Annotated in this window: 17 protein-coding genes; 8 read left to right on the forward strand and 9 right to left on the reverse strand. The window is 45.1% G+C overall.

Features of this window, described 5'->3' with window-relative positions:
* Nucleotides 1-42 precede the first annotated feature (42 nt).
* Entirely contained in the window at nt 43-954 is a 912-nt protein-coding gene (gene trpC, locus QUA02_RS00070; protein ID WP_333024328.1) for an indole-3-glycerol phosphate synthase TrpC, read from the reverse strand.
* 107 nt (nt 955-1,061) lie between these two features.
* Between trpC and QUA02_RS00075 the strand changes: the two genes are divergently transcribed.
* Together QUA02_RS00075 and QUA02_RS00080 are read left to right on the forward strand one after the other, a co-directional pair.
* Nucleotides 1,062-1,394 (forward strand): DUF433 domain-containing protein, encoded by a 333-nt coding sequence (locus tag QUA02_RS00075; protein ID WP_333024330.1) that lies wholly within the window; start codon nt 1,062-1,064, stop codon nt 1,392-1,394.
* Nucleotides 1,391-1,672: a DUF5615 family PIN-like protein gene (locus QUA02_RS00080; protein WP_333024332.1), complete on the forward strand. Its 282-nt coding sequence runs from the start codon at nt 1,391-1,393 to the stop codon at nt 1,670-1,672. The genes QUA02_RS00075 and QUA02_RS00080 overlap by 4 nt, the downstream gene beginning before the upstream one ends.
* 280 nt (nt 1,673-1,952) lie before the next feature.
* On the opposite strand, the gene QUA02_RS00085 is transcribed toward QUA02_RS00080, so the two are convergent.
* From QUA02_RS00085 to QUA02_RS00095, 3 genes are all read right to left on the reverse strand, one after another.
* On the reverse strand, nt 1,953-2,357 hold the full coding sequence (locus QUA02_RS00085) for a helix-turn-helix domain-containing protein (RefSeq protein ID WP_333024334.1): 405 nt from the start codon (nt 2,355-2,357) through the stop codon (nt 1,953-1,955).
* Nucleotides 2,341-2,640, reverse strand: a complete 300-nt coding sequence (locus tag QUA02_RS00090) for a type II toxin-antitoxin system HigB family toxin (RefSeq protein WP_333024336.1) — start codon at nt 2,638-2,640, stop codon at nt 2,341-2,343. Before QUA02_RS00090 ends, QUA02_RS00085 begins: the two co-directional genes overlap by 17 nt.
* A gap of 88 nt (nt 2,641-2,728) precedes the next feature.
* On the reverse strand, nt 2,729-2,962 hold the full coding sequence (locus QUA02_RS00095; protein WP_333024337.1) for a type II toxin-antitoxin system Phd/YefM family antitoxin: 234 nt from the start codon (nt 2,960-2,962) through the stop codon (nt 2,729-2,731).
* A 107-nt stretch (nt 2,963-3,069) separates the two neighbouring features.
* Here QUA02_RS00095 and QUA02_RS00100 point away from each other — a divergent pair, with 107 nt between their 5' ends.
* From QUA02_RS00100 to QUA02_RS00120, 5 genes are all read left to right on the forward strand, one after another.
* Entirely contained in the window at nt 3,070-5,625 is a 2,556-nt protein-coding gene (locus QUA02_RS00100; protein WP_333024338.1) for an AAA family ATPase, read from the forward strand.
* A gap of 109 nt (nt 5,626-5,734) precedes the next feature.
* Nucleotides 5,735-6,175: a hypothetical protein gene (locus tag QUA02_RS00105; protein WP_333024340.1), complete on the forward strand. Its 441-nt coding sequence runs from the start codon at nt 5,735-5,737 to the stop codon at nt 6,173-6,175.
* A gap of 86 nt (nt 6,176-6,261) precedes the next feature.
* Nucleotides 6,262-6,603: a type II toxin-antitoxin system RelE/ParE family toxin gene (locus QUA02_RS00110; RefSeq protein ID WP_333024341.1), complete on the forward strand. Its 342-nt coding sequence runs from the start codon at nt 6,262-6,264 to the stop codon at nt 6,601-6,603.
* 22 nt (nt 6,604-6,625) lie between these two features.
* Complete coding sequence (locus QUA02_RS00115; RefSeq protein WP_333024342.1) at nt 6,626-6,946, forward strand: helix-turn-helix transcriptional regulator; 321 nt, start codon at nt 6,626-6,628, stop codon at nt 6,944-6,946.
* Between the two features lie 63 nt (nt 6,947-7,009).
* Nucleotides 7,010-7,462: a nucleotidyltransferase domain-containing protein gene (locus tag QUA02_RS00120; RefSeq protein ID WP_333024343.1), complete on the forward strand. Its 453-nt coding sequence runs from the start codon at nt 7,010-7,012 to the stop codon at nt 7,460-7,462.
* 91 nt (nt 7,463-7,553) lie between these two features.
* On the opposite strand, the gene lpdA is transcribed toward QUA02_RS00120, so the two are convergent.
* Complete coding sequence (lpdA, locus tag QUA02_RS00125; protein WP_333024345.1) at nt 7,554-8,990, reverse strand: dihydrolipoyl dehydrogenase; 1,437 nt, start codon at nt 8,988-8,990, stop codon at nt 7,554-7,556.
* 447 nt (nt 8,991-9,437) lie between these two features.
* Here lpdA and QUA02_RS00130 point away from each other — a divergent pair, with 447 nt between their 5' ends.
* Nucleotides 9,438-9,716 (forward strand): hypothetical protein, encoded by a 279-nt coding sequence (locus tag QUA02_RS00130; RefSeq protein WP_333024347.1) that lies wholly within the window; start codon nt 9,438-9,440, stop codon nt 9,714-9,716.
* A 327-nt stretch (nt 9,717-10,043) separates the two neighbouring features.
* Here the strand turns inward: QUA02_RS00130 and QUA02_RS00135 are convergent, their stop codons facing one another.
* The 4 genes from QUA02_RS00135 to QUA02_RS00150 form a co-directional block, all read right to left on the reverse strand.
* A complete protein-coding gene (locus QUA02_RS00135) occupies nt 10,044-12,278 on the reverse strand; it encodes a GumC family protein (protein ID WP_333024348.1) in 2,235 nt (744 codons plus the stop codon).
* Nucleotides 12,275-12,415 carry a hypothetical protein gene (locus QUA02_RS00140; RefSeq protein ID WP_333024349.1) on the reverse strand — a complete coding sequence of 47 codons (141 nt, stop codon included), beginning with the start codon at nt 12,413-12,415 and terminating at the stop codon, nt 12,275-12,277. Before QUA02_RS00140 ends, QUA02_RS00135 begins: the two co-directional genes overlap by 4 nt.
* Before the next feature lie 195 nt (nt 12,416-12,610).
* Nucleotides 12,611-14,194, reverse strand: coding sequence for a polysaccharide biosynthesis/export family protein (locus tag QUA02_RS00145; RefSeq protein ID WP_333024351.1), 1,584 nt, complete (start codon nt 14,192-14,194; stop codon nt 12,611-12,613).
* Nucleotides 14,195-14,323: 129 nt separating this feature from the next.
* Nucleotides 14,324-15,034 (reverse strand): cyanoexosortase B system-associated protein, encoded by a 711-nt coding sequence (locus tag QUA02_RS00150; protein WP_333024352.1) that lies wholly within the window; start codon nt 15,032-15,034, stop codon nt 14,324-14,326.
* Nucleotides 15,035-15,042 lie beyond the last annotated feature (8 nt).

The following is a 15,042-nucleotide window of genomic DNA, read 5'->3' on the forward strand; positions in this document are numbered from 1 at the left end:
TTTTATCAGAATTCAGGGCTATTTGTCAAGCGCTCTCACCTTTCAAAGGCCCGCACGGGGAGTGGCGATTTCGGCGGCAAGGGAGGCCAAAGCTGCGCCTGGATCGAGCTGTTTGACCAGGGATTCGCCGATGAGGACGGCTTCAGCACCTGCCATCGCAACTCGATCGAGGTCGTCGGGAGTGTGGATTCCTGACTCGCTGACGGTGAGGATGTTTTTTGCTTGGATTTCGGTTTGTCGCGAGGCTAATAGTTGGCTGGTGGTTTCTAGGCTGACGGAAAAGTCTTCTAGGTTGCGGTTGTTGATGCCGATTAAGTTTACGCCTTCGAGGGTTAATACTCGATCGAGTTCTTCGAGAGTGTGAACTTCTATCAAAGCTGTCATGCCTAAAGTCTTGACAATTTTCACAAAATATTGTAAGTCTTTATCAGAAAGAATCGCGGCGATTAAAAGTACGGCATCGGCCCCGTGAATGCGGGCGAGATAGATTTGGTAGGGATAGATAATAAACTCTTTGCAAAGCAGGGGTAATTCGACGGCGGCACGGATTTTAGCGAGGTTGTCGAAGCTGCCTTGAAAGAACTTTTCATCGGTGAGTACGGAGATGCAGCTAGCGCCGTTTTGTTGGTAAGCTAGGGCGATCGCAACTGGATCGAAATCTTCGCGAATTACGCCTTTGCTGGGGGAAGCTTTTTTAACTTCGGCGATGATAGCGGGGGTGGTTTTACCGTTTTTGAGGGCGGCAAGAAAGTCGCGGGTTGGTGGTGCGAAGGGGAGTTTTTTGTGAAGTTCGGCTAAGGGCGTGCGATCGCGCTTTTGGGCAACTTCTACTTCTTTTTGCCAGACGATTTCTTCGAGAATGTGCCGCGGTTCGGCGTCGGGTACGGCGATTTGGTAGCTGAGGTAGAGTACGGAGACGGAGGTGCTGGGGGGACGGCGGCGGATTTGGAGCATGATAAGGGGGATAAAGGGCGATCGCAACAAGTTTCTATTATATAAGGTCGATCGCCCTTTTCAATTTATGATAAAATGCGATTAACTAAGTATTCGGAGATAAACCGATGCAATTAGAAGACTATTTTGAATTTCTCGACCCCGATGACATCCGCATCAAAGGACATCGGATCGGCATCGACGACGTGATTGATTATTACTTGGATGGATATTCTCCAGAGCAAATTCTGGAGGAATTACCGAGTCTGAATTTAGAGAAAATTTACGCGACGCTAACCTATTATCTGCACAATCGCAGACAGATGGATGCTTATATGTTGCGGTTGGCCAAGTGGCGGGAAGAATGCTATCAGGAATCTTTGGCTAATCCATCTCCTCTAGCATTGCGTTTGAGAGCAATCAAAGCACAGCGAGAACAGGAGTTGCTTAACCTAAAGTGAAAATTCGTTTTTTGCTCGATGAAAATTTGCCACCTAAGCTCAAAAGTGCTGTTTTAAAACTTCAACCGGAGATAGATATTTTACGGGTGGGCGACGAAAATGCACCGCCATTGGGAACCTTAGATCCAGAGATTCTCATTTATTTGGAATCATCCAAACGACTATTGGTGACGGATAATCGCAAAAGTATTCCCGGACATTTGGAGGAACATTGGGCGGCTGGGGGACAAAGTTGGGGATTAGTTTGGGTGTGTCCAAGTGCAAGTTTAGGCAGATGAGCAGAAGAAATTGTGATAGTTTGGGAGACTTCGGAAGCTGAAGAATGGATTGATAAATTGGATTGGATTCCATTATAAAAAATTGTTTACAAAGTGCGTGAAGCTTAGCTATCCTGTAGGGAATCGCACATTTTGCCGCTAAAATCCCTTCGCTAACCCGCAAGTCCGCCGGGGGTTGAAAACCCCCGTCTCATAGCGAAAGTCCTCTAAAAGAGGACTGAAAAGTCAATTCAATAAACAAAGGTCGATCGCGCATTCCCAAATTTTACCAAAAGGTCGATTAATTAAACAGAAACAAACCCGGATTTACGTGAAAAAACTTTCCCAAAGCCTCAGCTTGTTTTTTATTAATTTCTAGCTGACCGTTAACGATTTCAGTTACCGTCTCAACTGTGCCAATAATTTCTACTAAATCTGCTAGTTCTAAACTTCTAGCATCCATCAAATGAAGAAGTCTTGAGTGGGGAGTTGAAGCATTCAGTTGATAGTGATTTTCTTCAAAATCCTCAATTAGTTTGACTAAAAGTTCTAACAGAGTATCTTCTTCGGGAGTTAAATTTTTCCGACAGAGCAAGTTTTCAACTATTTCTAAAAAAGTCTCGTTTTCATCTTCATTTTTGATAATTCGAGGTTGATATTGAGATAGCAGGCTGCTGTACCTGTCGGAGTCAAAAGTAAGGGTCATTTTTCCAGTTGTCTTTGTCATATTCTGCATGAGTCAAAATGTACTTGATATAAACAATCTGCTTTTGATAGTTAAGACTTACGATTAAGCGATATTTATTTCCTTTGATATTGAAAATTGTAAAGTTTCCAACTGCTTCAGCTTGAGGATAAATAGTTTGAACTTCAATAAGTTTAGTCCAGTGGGCTTGACTGGCAATTTTGTACCAATCATCAAGGGCTTCGCAGGAATCAGCATGATTTTGGCAGTAGTCTCTTAATTTTTTGCGACTGATAACGTGCATTGAGCGATCGTTCAGATGTTTGGCAGATACCTAATTCTATCAAATTTATGAAATTAGCTTAAGTAGAGTACGGCAGAGGTTTGGCTGTTCAGGCTTTTGCCTGTTTCAGGGCACTTAACAAGCGATCGGCGTTTTTGGGCGATCGCAGCAGGTGTAATGTCTCCAATAAGCTTGCCAACTCGTCAGCGGCAATTAAGGCTACGTTTTCGCCGTCTTTGCGGGTGATGATGATGGCATCGCGATCGCTGATGACTTGTTCGCACAGTTCATCGAGATTTGCCAGAGCTTCAGTATAAGTTACTTGGGTTTGTGTGAGTGACATGGTTTTTGGCTTCCAAATACTAAGGATAGTATAAGGGCGATCGGGCTTGTTGACATTCTCCTTGTTGAGCTATAATGAATTTCAGTGTTTCCCATTTTTCCCTAACTATGAGACTAGATACAATTTTTATCCGATTCTATAAGTCTTTCAACGTCGATCACGCGCGGCAATACCTCGCTACAGACAATGAATCCACCAACCCCAAAAAGCCGAATCAAGACATAAAAAAACTTCCGTGGGAAATGATTAAGGCAGATGGTAGCGACTTATGGTTTCCCTTTATTAGAGTCCCTATAGAGCCGCAAATCACGGCAGTTGTAGGTGCTAATGAATCAGGCAAATCACACCTACTGACCGCGATCGAAAAAGCAATCACTGGACATGATTATAAAGATTATAAAATTTCCGCTTCAGATTTTTGCCGATACTCTGACAGATTTCTCATCACTGCTGATAAATCACGTATTCCAGATTTTGTTACTGAATGGTCTGGCGTTTCTACAGAAGAAGCCGACCAAATCAAGGCTCTCTCTGAAATCCCGAAAGCTCAACAATTTGATAGGTTTTATTTACTAAGAAAAAACGTTGATGAATTAATAATTTATCTGCCTGATGGTAAAAACCCACATCCAGTTAAATCAGATTCTCTTGAACAATTTCAGAAGATACTACCAAGAACTAGAAGACTCGATACTACTACAGCCCTCCCAGATAGTGTACCGATTCAAAAATTAGTTCAAATTATCAACGGAAAGCCTGAAGGCACAAGATATGAATTATTATCTTTTGAAAAAAGAGAGAAAATTAGACTTTTACTTGATAAACTAATAGAAGATTCAACCTTATTTCAAAAGTCACTTCCTCCCACTCCTGGAGCTGCTAGCGATGATGAAAAGAAAGGAACTCAACTAATCAATGATCTTTTAAAAGAACTTGAAGCTCACGAAAATATAGAAAAAAACCGAGAATCAAAGCAAGAAAAAGGTATAAGACTTGCCTATGATATGATATGCAGTATTGCCAAGATTAGCACTACAGCTATTGTTGAGCTAGCAAATGCAATGGCGGAAAACGATATAGGATATACGCAGGCACTAATAGATCAAATTAACAAACAACTATCAGCTAATCTGAATTTTCCGAAGTATTGGCTACAAGATAATAAATTTCAAATTCTCGTTCAAGCTAAAGACCATAATTTAGAATTCAGTATTGTCGATCGGACGGGAACAAAATACTCTTTTGAGGAGAGAAGCTCAGGTTTAAAATACTTTCTCAGTTACTTTATTCAACATAGGTCGTATAAACCACCTAATAGCATCCCTGAAATTCTTCTCATGGATGAGCCAGACACCTACTTATCCAGTCAGGCTCAACAGGATTTGCTGAAGATTTTTGAAGAAGTTGCCAGTTCTGAAGATGGTACTCCCAGTTCTCAGGTAGTTTATGTTACTCACTCTCCTTTTCTGATCGATAAGAACCACTCTGAACGCATCCGTGTTTTGAATAAAGGAATTGGATATGAGGGGACACAAGTAGTTAAGAGTGCTGCCAATAACCGTTATGAACCACTTCGTTCTTCATTAGGGGCATTTGTTGCTGAAACTGTTTATATCAGTCAGTGTAATCTTATGGTTGAGGGGTCTGTAGATCAAGTTTTGCTTGCAGGTGCAGCAACTTATTTACTGCGAAGCGGTGCATCGAAGCGAGAAACTTTGAACTTGAATGAAATAACGATTGTGCCTGCTGGAGGAACGGGAAATGTTCCTTACATGACTTTCTTAGCACGTAGTCGGGATACTGAGCAAGCAGCCGTGATTGTCCTTATGGACAGTGACTCAGATGGAAATGAAGCAAAGCGACAACTGACGGAGGAAAAGTATGGTTGGCAGAAGACTCCTTTACTCAAACAACGTTATGTACTTCAAATCGGTGATTTGAGGGAACTAGGAGTGAATCTTCCTGAAAAACTCAAAGATGCTCAAATCGAAGATATTATTCCTTTGAGGATCGGTGTATTGGCAGCCCGCAGGTATGCAGAAGTTATCTGCGGGCTGACAGAACCCGATCTAAAAGATATCAAGGAGGAAGAGATTCAGAAAAAACTCAACGAAGGTATGACAATGTTCAAAGCGATCTATTCCTGCGTTGAAGCGGCATCGAAAGATAAACCCCGATTAAGCAAGCTTCCTTTTGCCAGATACGTCATTAAAGTAGTAGAGGATCTGCATAAAAAAAGCTGTAGCGACCAAAAAGATTTAGAACCAAAAGATTTAGAGGCACTCAATAAGTTCAACCATAACTTTAAAATTCTGTTCCGCGAACTTGATGAGCGAATTGGTGAGGCAGAACTTGAGAGGACTCGTGAAAAGGCTTCAGAGAAGATCGGCGGTTTAGAGGAAAGCTTCTTTAATAATCATCCGAACGGTGCTAACAAAGAAGATGCTGTTGGTTTTTTGCATAAGCTGAATGTTTTGCTAATAGGAGATACTAGCTTTGATGCTGAAGCAATTATAAAAGCGGTTGAAAGTATCCGAAAAGATTACCAACTTGATACGAATCTAACGGAAAGAATCGAGAAATATGAGGACTTTCAGAGAGAAATCAAAGGTTTGAAGTATCGAGGACAAGAGAAAACTGGAGAACTTGCGGAGGAAGGCTAAAAATAAAAGGTACGTAGAAGGTGGAGATTACCGCTATCACGCAAAGTTTATTGAGGAAGTTTTACACTTTTCAGGTGTCAAGACAAGTCATTAAGGGAGAATTAAGCTGATGAATGCAGTAACTGTGACAAATCACCAAATTTGGGATGAACTTGCTCAACTATTAGCACCGATCGCCCTGAATCACCTGATCGAGAAACATCTAAAATCCTGTAATTACAAAATACGCGGCTATTGGGATAGCAACAAGTTTTATGAAGAGATAGCTTTTATTCATCCAATTTATGCTGAGTTAATCGCCAGATCGATAGGGACAAATATCATCAACAACCATTCCACTTCTAACTGGATTAAACTTAAATTTTTACTCAAAGCCGATTTATCTGCGGGTGAAAACAACTTAGTTAGCGATGATGGAGATGATGAAATTGGCGAACTGACTCTAATTTTAAATGCCAATCTCAAAGTTATTGATGAAAACTGGTCTATCCACCTCGAATCTCCTTTTATTATTGCCAAAAGTCAGCCTGATTTGCAATATTCTGATTGAAGTACGATCGACCTTCTCTTTATAAGGCAAGCTGTATTGCCAATATGTCTGATTTGACATACGATCTAAAAAAACCCAAAATATAGATGGTAGATTCGGAAAGCAAACCCCTTGTCTGGCTTAGTGGGGAAGTAAAAACACCGCCATTTTCTACTGATGCGCGTATTCAAGCCGGATTTCTGCTGCGAAAGCTACAGGATGGCGAAAGCCTATCCATGCCATTCTCTCGCCCTATGCCAAGCATCGGAGCTCATTGTCACGAAATCCGTCTAGCCGATTCACAGACAAGCAAGGATTGGCGCATCATTTATCGAATTGATGTAGATGCTATTATTATAGTGGATGTATTTAACAAAACCACGAACAAAACACCGGATTCTATAATTGAAAAATGTAAAAAGCGCTTGAAGCAATACGACGAAATTTAAAGTTAAATCTAGAAGGTATTTTATGGACATAGCTAAACGCCAACGCTTAGAAGCAGCAGGATGGACTATCGGGACAGTAGAGGAATTTCTCGGACTTTCATCAGAAGAAATTGCTTTCATAGAAATGAAACTTGCACTGAGTAAAGCCATCAAACAAAACCGGATTAGCCAACAGATGACTCAGCATGAGCTTGCCCATAAAATTAAGTCTAGCCAGTCAAGAGTTGCTAAAATGGAAGCTGGCGATCCTTCCGCTTCCCTGGATCTCCTGATTCGCACCTTGCTTATCTTCGGTGCTACACGCCAAGACATTGCTGAGGTAATTCTTAACAGTGGTTCCTGACAAATATCTGATCTTAAGTGAATTAGTCAAAGTCCGATCGCCCTCCAATCATTTACAACAAATATGAACATTAACGATAAACTCAAGAACATATTGACAGAATTACGCTCGCACTTCGAGCAACTTTACGGCGATCGCCTCACCCAAATGGTACTCTACGGTTCTCAAGCCAGAGGCGATGCACGCCCCGACTCTGACATTGATATTTTAGTCGTCCTCAAAGGGCAAGTAAACCCAGGCGAAGAAATTAAAAGAACCAGCCACATTCGAGCCGATTTGTCGCTCCAAAATGATGAAGTGATTAGCTGTCTGTTTATGGACGAACAGCGATTTATACATTATAACGGGCCTTTACTGCGGAACATTCGCAAAGAGGGAATGTCATTTCTCAATCAGCCTTTGACGGGCGGGCAGGATGCCCACCCCACAAAAAAACTTACTCTTTGTGGAACAGGCATCTTGCCTGTTCTGGAGAATGCTAAAAGATGCAATTGCGAACACTTTCATCTCCTTTAACTTTCTCTACCGCCGCCCTACAACAGAATACCAAAATCCCCGACTTATTCAACAAGTCGGGGATATAAAACAAGAGCACCGCCCCTACAGATTAATGACTACCCGCTCCAGCCGCCCGTTTAAACGCCTCATCCAACACTTCCGAAAGCGTCGGGTGAGTGTGCACTCGGAATGCTAAATTGTTAACAGAATCGCGCTGGGCGATCGCATTTGCCGCCTCCTGAATCAAATCCGAAGCGTGCAAACCGAAAATGTGAACTCCCAACAACTCCCCAGTATCTTTCCGGTAAATCACCTTAGCCATACCGTCGGTTTCACCCTCCGCAATAGCCTTAGAATTTCCCTTAAAATAACTCTTGACAGAAGCTACCTCAAACCCTTCAGCTTTTCCTAACTCCTTCGCCGCCGGTTCAGTCATCCCCACATAGCTAATTTCCGGGTGAGTAAACGCGGCCGCAGGGATACTCAAATAGTCAACTTCGCGCGATCGACCGCAAATATTTTCCACCGCAGCAATTCCCTGGGCAGACGCAGAGTGCGCTAACATCATTTTGCCGTTAACATCCCCGATCGCCCACAAATTTTGCACCGGTTCTCCCCCCGCCAAAACCTGCATCTTATCATTAACTGGGATATAACCGCGCATGGTTTCCACGCCAACAGTTTCTAATCCCAAATTCTTGCTCACCGGAACCCGACCAGTTGCTACCAAACAAGCGTCAACTTCCAAAACTTCGACAACTTCCTTCGTTTTGAAATCAGCTAATTCAATAATTACCGGCGAACCAGGAATAATCTTCTTAGCCAACAACCCAACTTTTGTTTCAATATCGCGGGGTGCAATTAACACTCGTTCTGCCAACTTAGCAATATCCGGGTCAAAAGTCGGCATCAATTGGTCTAGAGCTTCAATCATCGTAATTTCGCAGCCCAGGGCCGTGTAAATATCCGAAAACTCCAAACCGATATAACCGCTGCCAATAATTGCGATCCACTTCGGCAGCGATTCCAACCTGACAGCATCATCGCTGGTAAATACTGTTTTGCCGTCAATTTCTATCCCGGGGGGGACAAAGGGAACTGAACCGGGAGCGAGAATAATATCCTTGGCGGTAATAGTTTTCTCGCCTTTATCGGTTTCGATCGTAATTTTTTGAGAACCCGCGATTTTACCCCAACCTTGGATCGTATCGACATTCAAACGTTTGAGGCTGTTGGTCAAGTCGCCGCGAAGTTTGCTAACAATGGTATTAGCGTGATTGGCGATCGCCCCGCGATCGAAATCCACACTCCCCAATTGAATTCCCAAAGTCTTCAGGTGGTGGGCATTCCGCAAATCTCGCACCCGCCCGGAAGCCGCCAACAGCGCCTTCGAGGGAATGCAGCCGCGGTTGACGCAAGTCCCGCCCATGTCGCCCGCTTCGATAATTGCCACTTTCAGCCCGCAGCTAACCGCGTGTATGGCGGCCCCGTGTCCGCCCACGCCGGCGCCGATAATTGCTAAATCGTAATCAAATCCCTGAGTCACCTTAAAATCTCCTAATGCCTTTGAAATCTTAGGACTCAAGCAAAAAACACCGTATGTCCGTCCTTTCGAGGTGGCGCGTTGCCATCGCAACCCTTGAACAGCGGTAATAGTTGCATAAGTCCTGTCTCCTTATTCTCGACTAGACTAGGGTTAATTAGACAACGAAAGAGCAGTAACTGAGATTTTTTCAGGGTCGATGATTTTGAGCTGGTTTTGCACAAAGTCACAAATCACTCAGTAGGCGGGTGTACAGTTAAATATAGTTTGAAGGCTGACCATGCCCGCAGCGGGTTTTATATTGGGGCAGCAACTTGGGCCGCAAGCATTCCCACCGCCCGGTTAAATTCTGTCCGCCTGCTTGTTTTAGTCGGTTTTCATGTCTAATATCTGCAGGCGCCGGGGGCGGACAGAGTTTGTTGGCAACTTTTAGAGTTTATGGAGTGGCTTATGACGGATGACGACGACCAGAAAGATTTACGCCGGGCCTCGGCTCAATCATTTTTTGAGTCCCTTGATGAATTGTTTGATTCTATAGAATCGAAAAGCAGTCAAGCGGCACAGCCTAAATCTCCACCGCCTCAAACTAAGTCTTCGAGTCAGTCTTCGATTCCGCCGAAGAAGACCAGACCTGCAAAAATTAATTTGTCGGATTTTGAAGATGCGATCGCCGATTTGGAACAGTTTATCCAGAAAAAACACTCCAAACGCCCGGAATCCAATCAATAGTGCGATCGACACATTTTCAAGTAATGACTGTTAACTGTTAACTGTTAACTGTTGACCGTTGACTGTTAACTGTTGACTGTTGAACTCGCCCAAAAACTGATACTTGCTTGAAGACAGGAGTCGCCCAGATCGCAAAATGTTAGACCAAAGTTATGCCTCCCAGATTCATCTGTGGAGTCGATTCTTCAATCTCAAATCTCAAATCTCAAATCTCAAATCTCAAATCTACTGACTGTTAACAGTGCTTTCGGCTGAAGCTGCTTAGGTTGCATCCTACAATATTCACATTTCGTTGAAGATTGCTTTAGAAGAATACAGCGACATAAATTAGCTTAATTTACTATTAATAGCCTTGTTTTTAGTCTTTGACTGCTGCGGTAATTGCCTCGATCGCACTTCGAGCGCCCGATCGCCGATCGCACTCAAAGGCAACTCCAATTCATCAATATCAATATCATTGCGGAACTTCACCGCAATATCAGCACCGTTAATAATCGCTCCCAACAGCCGCGGCCCGGATTTATGCGACTCCTCGTCGTCAGATTCCAGCAACTGATCGGCAGCCTCAGACAACATACTAGACAAAGTGTAACCAGGCCGCGCCACCAAAATCATACCGTCCGTGTACGGTTCCAGCGTCAGCGCATCGTTGCACTCGCTCAACGCCGGAGAATCCACAACCACAAAATCAAAGCGGTTGCGAACATCCTCAAACAACCTCCGCATTTCGCTCGATTCGAGTACGGCGGAGGCCTGCCGCAAAAAGCCCGGACTCGGCACCACGTATAGGTTCTCTATCTCTGGAACCAAAAGGACGCACTCGCTCATATTGCCGTAATAGTGCAAAGGTTCCACCGCCGCCAGAGGATCGGCGGCGATTTTCAAAGATTCAACATTAGAAGCCGATCGCAAATCTGCTTCAATTAACAAAGTCCGTTTACCCGATCGAGCCGAAGCAATTGCCAAATTGTAAGCGCTAAAACTTTTCCCCTCCAAAGGCGCCGCCGAAGTCAGCAACACCACCTTCACAGGTTTGTCCCCGATCCGGCGCAAATTAGTGCGCAACCGCTCGTAAAATTCCAAATAGGGAGAATTCGGTTCTAGCGCCAAAGGCATCTCATCCCCATAGGAATCAAACACAATCACTTCAGGCAAAACTCCCAGTATCGGCACCTCTTTTTCCACCAAAGCCGCCCGCACTTCTTCCCAACTGTAAAACTTGCCGTTGAGCATCCCCAACAAAAATATCAACCCGCCGCCCAGCAGCAATCCCACAAATCCCCCCACCGCCAGCATCACCGGCAAACCTCTCTTGTTTGACTCAACATCATCAGTTTTGGGAAGTTGGGCGATTGTCAAACTCCCGGTTGTCTCAGCTACCGCCGCCTCAGCGTCTACCAAAGCCGACTGCATCTTATCGTAGAGAGATTTTTTCAGCGCCACTTGCTGGGCCAACCGCGCTTGTTCTAACTGCTTGTTGGGGATTGTCGCGTGTTCCAGGCGCAATTGCTGTTCAGTTTTTTCGACTCCTTTGAGTTGCTGTTGCGCCGTATCCCGCTGCGTTTGTAAAGCAATCAAACTTTGAGCTAGCTGCTGTCTGGCCGCGTCTAAAGAAGAGTCTACGCGAATTCGCTCGGCACTTCTGAGCGGAGCCGCCACCCCGTTACCGCCGAGTACCTCCGACTGTCGCTGCTGCAACTGCTGCTCAAAAGCTTGTTTTTGCTTGAGCAATTCTACAATTTTTGGGTGTTCCTCCTGCAAGTCGCTGCGGAGAATTTTGAGCTGAGATTCGATCGAAAACAGTTGCACTCGCAGTTGCGCAATAATTGGATCGGCAGAGAGTGCTTGAGCGACGTAAGCTTGCTCCACATTCAATCCCAACCGCTCTTGCAAGCTTTTGATTTGAGCTTCAATCCCTCCCAACTGCAAGCGGAGCTGCCGCTGCTGCTGTTCGGTATTGATAATCGCCTGGGGCAGTACACCGCTCTGAGCTGCTAAAATTGCAGTTCCTTCTCGTTTTTCGTAAGCTTCAAGTTTTTCTTCCGTCTCTCTAAGTTCCTGTGTTACTTTCGGCAAGCGGATGTTAATTTGGGCGATCGTTTCTCGCAGTCTAGAAGTATTAATAGTTTGGCTGCGAGCCACCATTTCCTTCATCAGCACCTCTACAACCGCTTCTGCTTTTTTGCGATCGGCATTTTTGTACAATACTTGAATCAAAGCGCTCGGGTCATTATTCTTGCTCGGCATCTTTACCTGCACGTTGTCTGCCAGCTTTTTAGCAGAAACATTTACTTTTTTTGCTGCTGCTTCAACCACCCTTGTATCCAACAGCATATCTTTAGTTATTTCTTGTCCTTCCTGTTGAATTTTAGTAGTAGTCGATGAAAAAATCACGCTCGGTCTGCGGTAAGCCAGCGTACCTGCCGCAACGTAAACTGGTGGCGGAGTTGGCTGCAAGGCCACTACTCCCGACACGCCCACAGTCGCCGCGAGAGTTGCCAGTCCCACCCACTTGTATTGGTCGAAAGCAATTAAATAACGTTTAACAACTGATAAAGTCATAATGATTGTTGACTGTTGACTGTTGACTGTTGACTGTTGACTGTTGACTGTTGACTGTTGACTGTTGACTGTTGACTGTTAACCGTTGACTGTTGACTGTTGACTGTTGATTTTGAGTAAGTAGGGTGCGTCGCCATCTATAATTTGCAAGTTATATCCAATATCTCGTAGCGACGCACCCTACGGATTAACTTAAGTAGGGTGCGTCGCCATCTATAATTTGCAAGTTATATCCAATATCTCGTAGCGACGCACCCTACGGATTAACTGTTGATTTTGAGTAAATCATAACTAATAACTAATAACTAATAACCCTTACTAATAACTAATAATTACCTGCCATTATTATTAGTCGGTCCGAACAGATTTGTCACCCCATTTCTCAACTGATCGAAGAACAGAATAAATCCCAAAGTATCGCGGAATGGTCGAGTAAAAGTATTGATTACATAACCAATGCGCTCTACCAAATTCCTACCGATCACAATCACATCATTATCTTCGAGCATCGGGTTCTGAGAAACATTGCCCTCCAACGCAGCTTTAGCATCTATCGAACGGTTGATTGCTCTACCTTGCTTTTCGTCGAACCGGATCAGGGCTATTTTCCGCAAGTCAGCAAGATTTACAGGCAAGTTGTTGATAGCATCCAAAAACTTGCTGCCATTTTCTAGGTAGAACGAGGTCAAACCACCACTAGCGTAACTCAAAACTCGAACGTAGATCCTGGGCTTAATCAGGGTAGACCGCGCCACCAGAGCTTTGTCGTAGTCTAGGTTTTTTGTACTAGCGTCCAATTCCGGGATGACAATCACATCTCCCGATGCCAAAGGAAAATCGAACAAATCGTTAGCCTTTGCTAGGGGAGTGTAGAGGTCGATTGGTTCCTCCACCGAGGAGCCATCCACTAGCGTCCGCCGCACTCGCACCTCCCGCAAATCGGCTTTTCCCGTGACTCCCCCCGCGATGGTCAAAGCAGCCGAAATTCGACCAGAACCCGCCGGAAGCGTATAAAAACCGGGTTTGCTGACTTCTCCGGTGACAGTGACTTGGACGGGGACAGCGGCAGCAGCTAGGCTGTACCTGGATGCTAAATCTCGATCGGATTTGCGATCGGGCGTAACCTGTTTATACGGTACGACGATCGCATCTCCATCTTCCAAACGCAAATCCGGCGGAGCAATACCAGTTTGCAGCGGTGTCAAAATATCAACAACTTGCTCCGCGACACCACCCCCCGGCAAAGTCCGCCGCACCCGCACCCCCCGCAGTTCCGCCGTAAGAGTAGTCCCAGCAGCAGCCGCCAGAGCCGCCGGAAGCTGGGGAGTTTGCAGCGGATAAAAACCCGGTCTCGCCACTTCCCCCGTCACCGTCACTACTACGGGGCGCTGAACCAGCAAAGCAGCCGAGACTTGAGGATTTTTGATAAATTGAGCAAAGCGCTCCCGGAGGCGCTGCTGTGATTCTTCTACGGTAAGACCCCGCACATTTACTGTTCCGATTAGCGGCAGTACAATTACCCCTTCAGGGCTGATTGCACCTGTAAAAGCTAGCTCGGGGAAGCGCTGAACTTGAACAGAAATCTGGTCTCCCGGGCCCAGGCGGTAGGGCCGATTCCGAAAAGCTGGGTTAATTTCCCGGTTGAAATTGGCAGGCGGCGGTGGCGGTACGCGCAGTGGCGGTGGCGGCGGACTCTGCCGGTCGGAACTAGGAACAACAGATTGAGCTAAAGCCGTTTCTGGAAAAACTTTGCCGTTAAAACCCCAGAATACAGCAGTAAAAGATAGAGTCCAAGCAGTTGAATACAGGCCTGCCAAGGAAAAAGCGGCGCGATTTTTAATTGTGAATTTTTCCCGCATTTTGAGAGGATAAAAAAGAGTAATATTTTGAATAATTCGCTGACTTTTAAGTTTCATCTAAATAGAGCGGCGCGAAAAAACAATAAGATATTTTAGGGGCGGGTTGAACCCGGATATTTACTATGAGGCAGTTTATTGTGGCAAAACCCGCCCACCCCGTAAGCCGATTTATTTGCACCTACCTACTTACTCAAACCGAAAAGTTTCTGCTATTAATTTAGCCTGGACAGTTTGGCCGAGAGATTCCAGCAACGGTTCAACTATCTTAATGTCCTCTTGCGGTTGAATGGGAACGATGATACTGACAGCAACCCAAGAGGCGCGGCGGTTTGACAGTCTAGCAATGCTGTCTTCCCAAAACCAGCGGCTGGTTGCTGGAGAACCCCCGTTAGGCCAAGCGTACCACTGCACGACAGCAAAAGTTTGTTGGGCAGTCCAGCTTCGGAAAAACCGGGCCTCGACATTAGGCGGCGGCTTGTCGGGTACGGGCGCTAATTTTACTGTAAACCTCAAAGTGCGATGAGAATCTGTTTGCCACCGGTGAAATCCATCGATATCGAGCCATTCTACCTGGGGCTGATCTTTTGGGCCATTTTGAGGCAACAGCAATAAAATGGCAATTGTTCGATCGTTTTTAATTTCTTCAACTAACCACCTGTGACCGCCAATTTGAACGTTATTCTGGACGCGCATTACATCCCAGCCGGGAAGTGTCATCCCGTGTTGGCGCAAACTTCTCAATTGCTTGAGGTTTGCAACTGGGGGCGGATTTGTCCAAGGCCACCTTCCCGTCGCGTAGCCCGGAAGTGCTACTGCCCCAACCAATACCAGCAAAAACACCAGTACCACAATTTTAGATAATTGGTACTGCCGCAGTAGTTTCCGTGCTGAAATCATTTGTTTCA

The organism is Microcoleus pseudofavosus SVA1_A4, assembly GCF_036700565.1.
Classification (GTDB): Bacteria; Cyanobacteriota; Cyanobacteriia; order Cyanobacteriales; family Microcoleaceae; genus Microcoleus.

Excerpts from the sequence above, each read along its gene's own strand:
- QUA02_RS00135 (WP_333024348.1), bottom strand. The coding sequence starts at position 12,278 with ATGACTTTATCAGTTGTTAAACGTTATTTAATTGCTTTCGACCAATAC.
- QUA02_RS00140 (WP_333024349.1), bottom strand. The coding sequence starts at position 12,415 with ATGGCGACGCACCCTACTTACTCAAAATCAACAGTCAACAGTCAACAG.
- QUA02_RS00085 (WP_333024334.1), bottom strand. The coding sequence starts at position 2,357 with ATGACCCTTACTTTTGACTCCGACAGGTACAGCAGCCTGCTATCTCAA.
- QUA02_RS00110 (WP_333024341.1), top strand. The coding sequence starts at position 6,262 with ATGGTAGATTCGGAAAGCAAACCCCTTGTCTGGCTTAGTGGGGAAGTA.
- QUA02_RS00115 (WP_333024342.1), top strand. The coding sequence starts at position 6,626 with ATGGACATAGCTAAACGCCAACGCTTAGAAGCAGCAGGATGGACTATC.
- QUA02_RS00100 (WP_333024338.1), top strand. The coding sequence starts at position 3,070 with ATGAGACTAGATACAATTTTTATCCGATTCTATAAGTCTTTCAACGTC.
- QUA02_RS00090 (WP_333024336.1), bottom strand. The coding sequence starts at position 2,640 with ATGCACGTTATCAGTCGCAAAAAATTAAGAGACTACTGCCAAAATCAT.
- QUA02_RS00095 (WP_333024337.1), bottom strand. The coding sequence starts at position 2,962 with ATGTCACTCACACAAACCCAAGTAACTTATACTGAAGCTCTGGCAAAT.
- QUA02_RS00120 (WP_333024343.1), top strand. The coding sequence starts at position 7,010 with ATGAACATTAACGATAAACTCAAGAACATATTGACAGAATTACGCTCG.
- QUA02_RS00105 (WP_333024340.1), top strand. The coding sequence starts at position 5,735 with ATGAATGCAGTAACTGTGACAAATCACCAAATTTGGGATGAACTTGCT.
- QUA02_RS00145 (WP_333024351.1), bottom strand. The coding sequence starts at position 14,194 with ATGAAACTTAAAAGTCAGCGAATTATTCAAAATATTACTCTTTTTTAT.
- QUA02_RS00130 (WP_333024347.1), top strand. The coding sequence starts at position 9,438 with ATGACGGATGACGACGACCAGAAAGATTTACGCCGGGCCTCGGCTCAA.
- QUA02_RS00150 (WP_333024352.1), bottom strand. The coding sequence starts at position 15,034 with ATGATTTCAGCACGGAAACTACTGCGGCAGTACCAATTATCTAAAATT.
- QUA02_RS00075 (WP_333024330.1), top strand. The coding sequence starts at position 1,062 with ATGCAATTAGAAGACTATTTTGAATTTCTCGACCCCGATGACATCCGC.
- trpC (WP_333024328.1), bottom strand. The coding sequence starts at position 954 with ATGCTCCAAATCCGCCGCCGTCCCCCCAGCACCTCCGTCTCCGTACTC.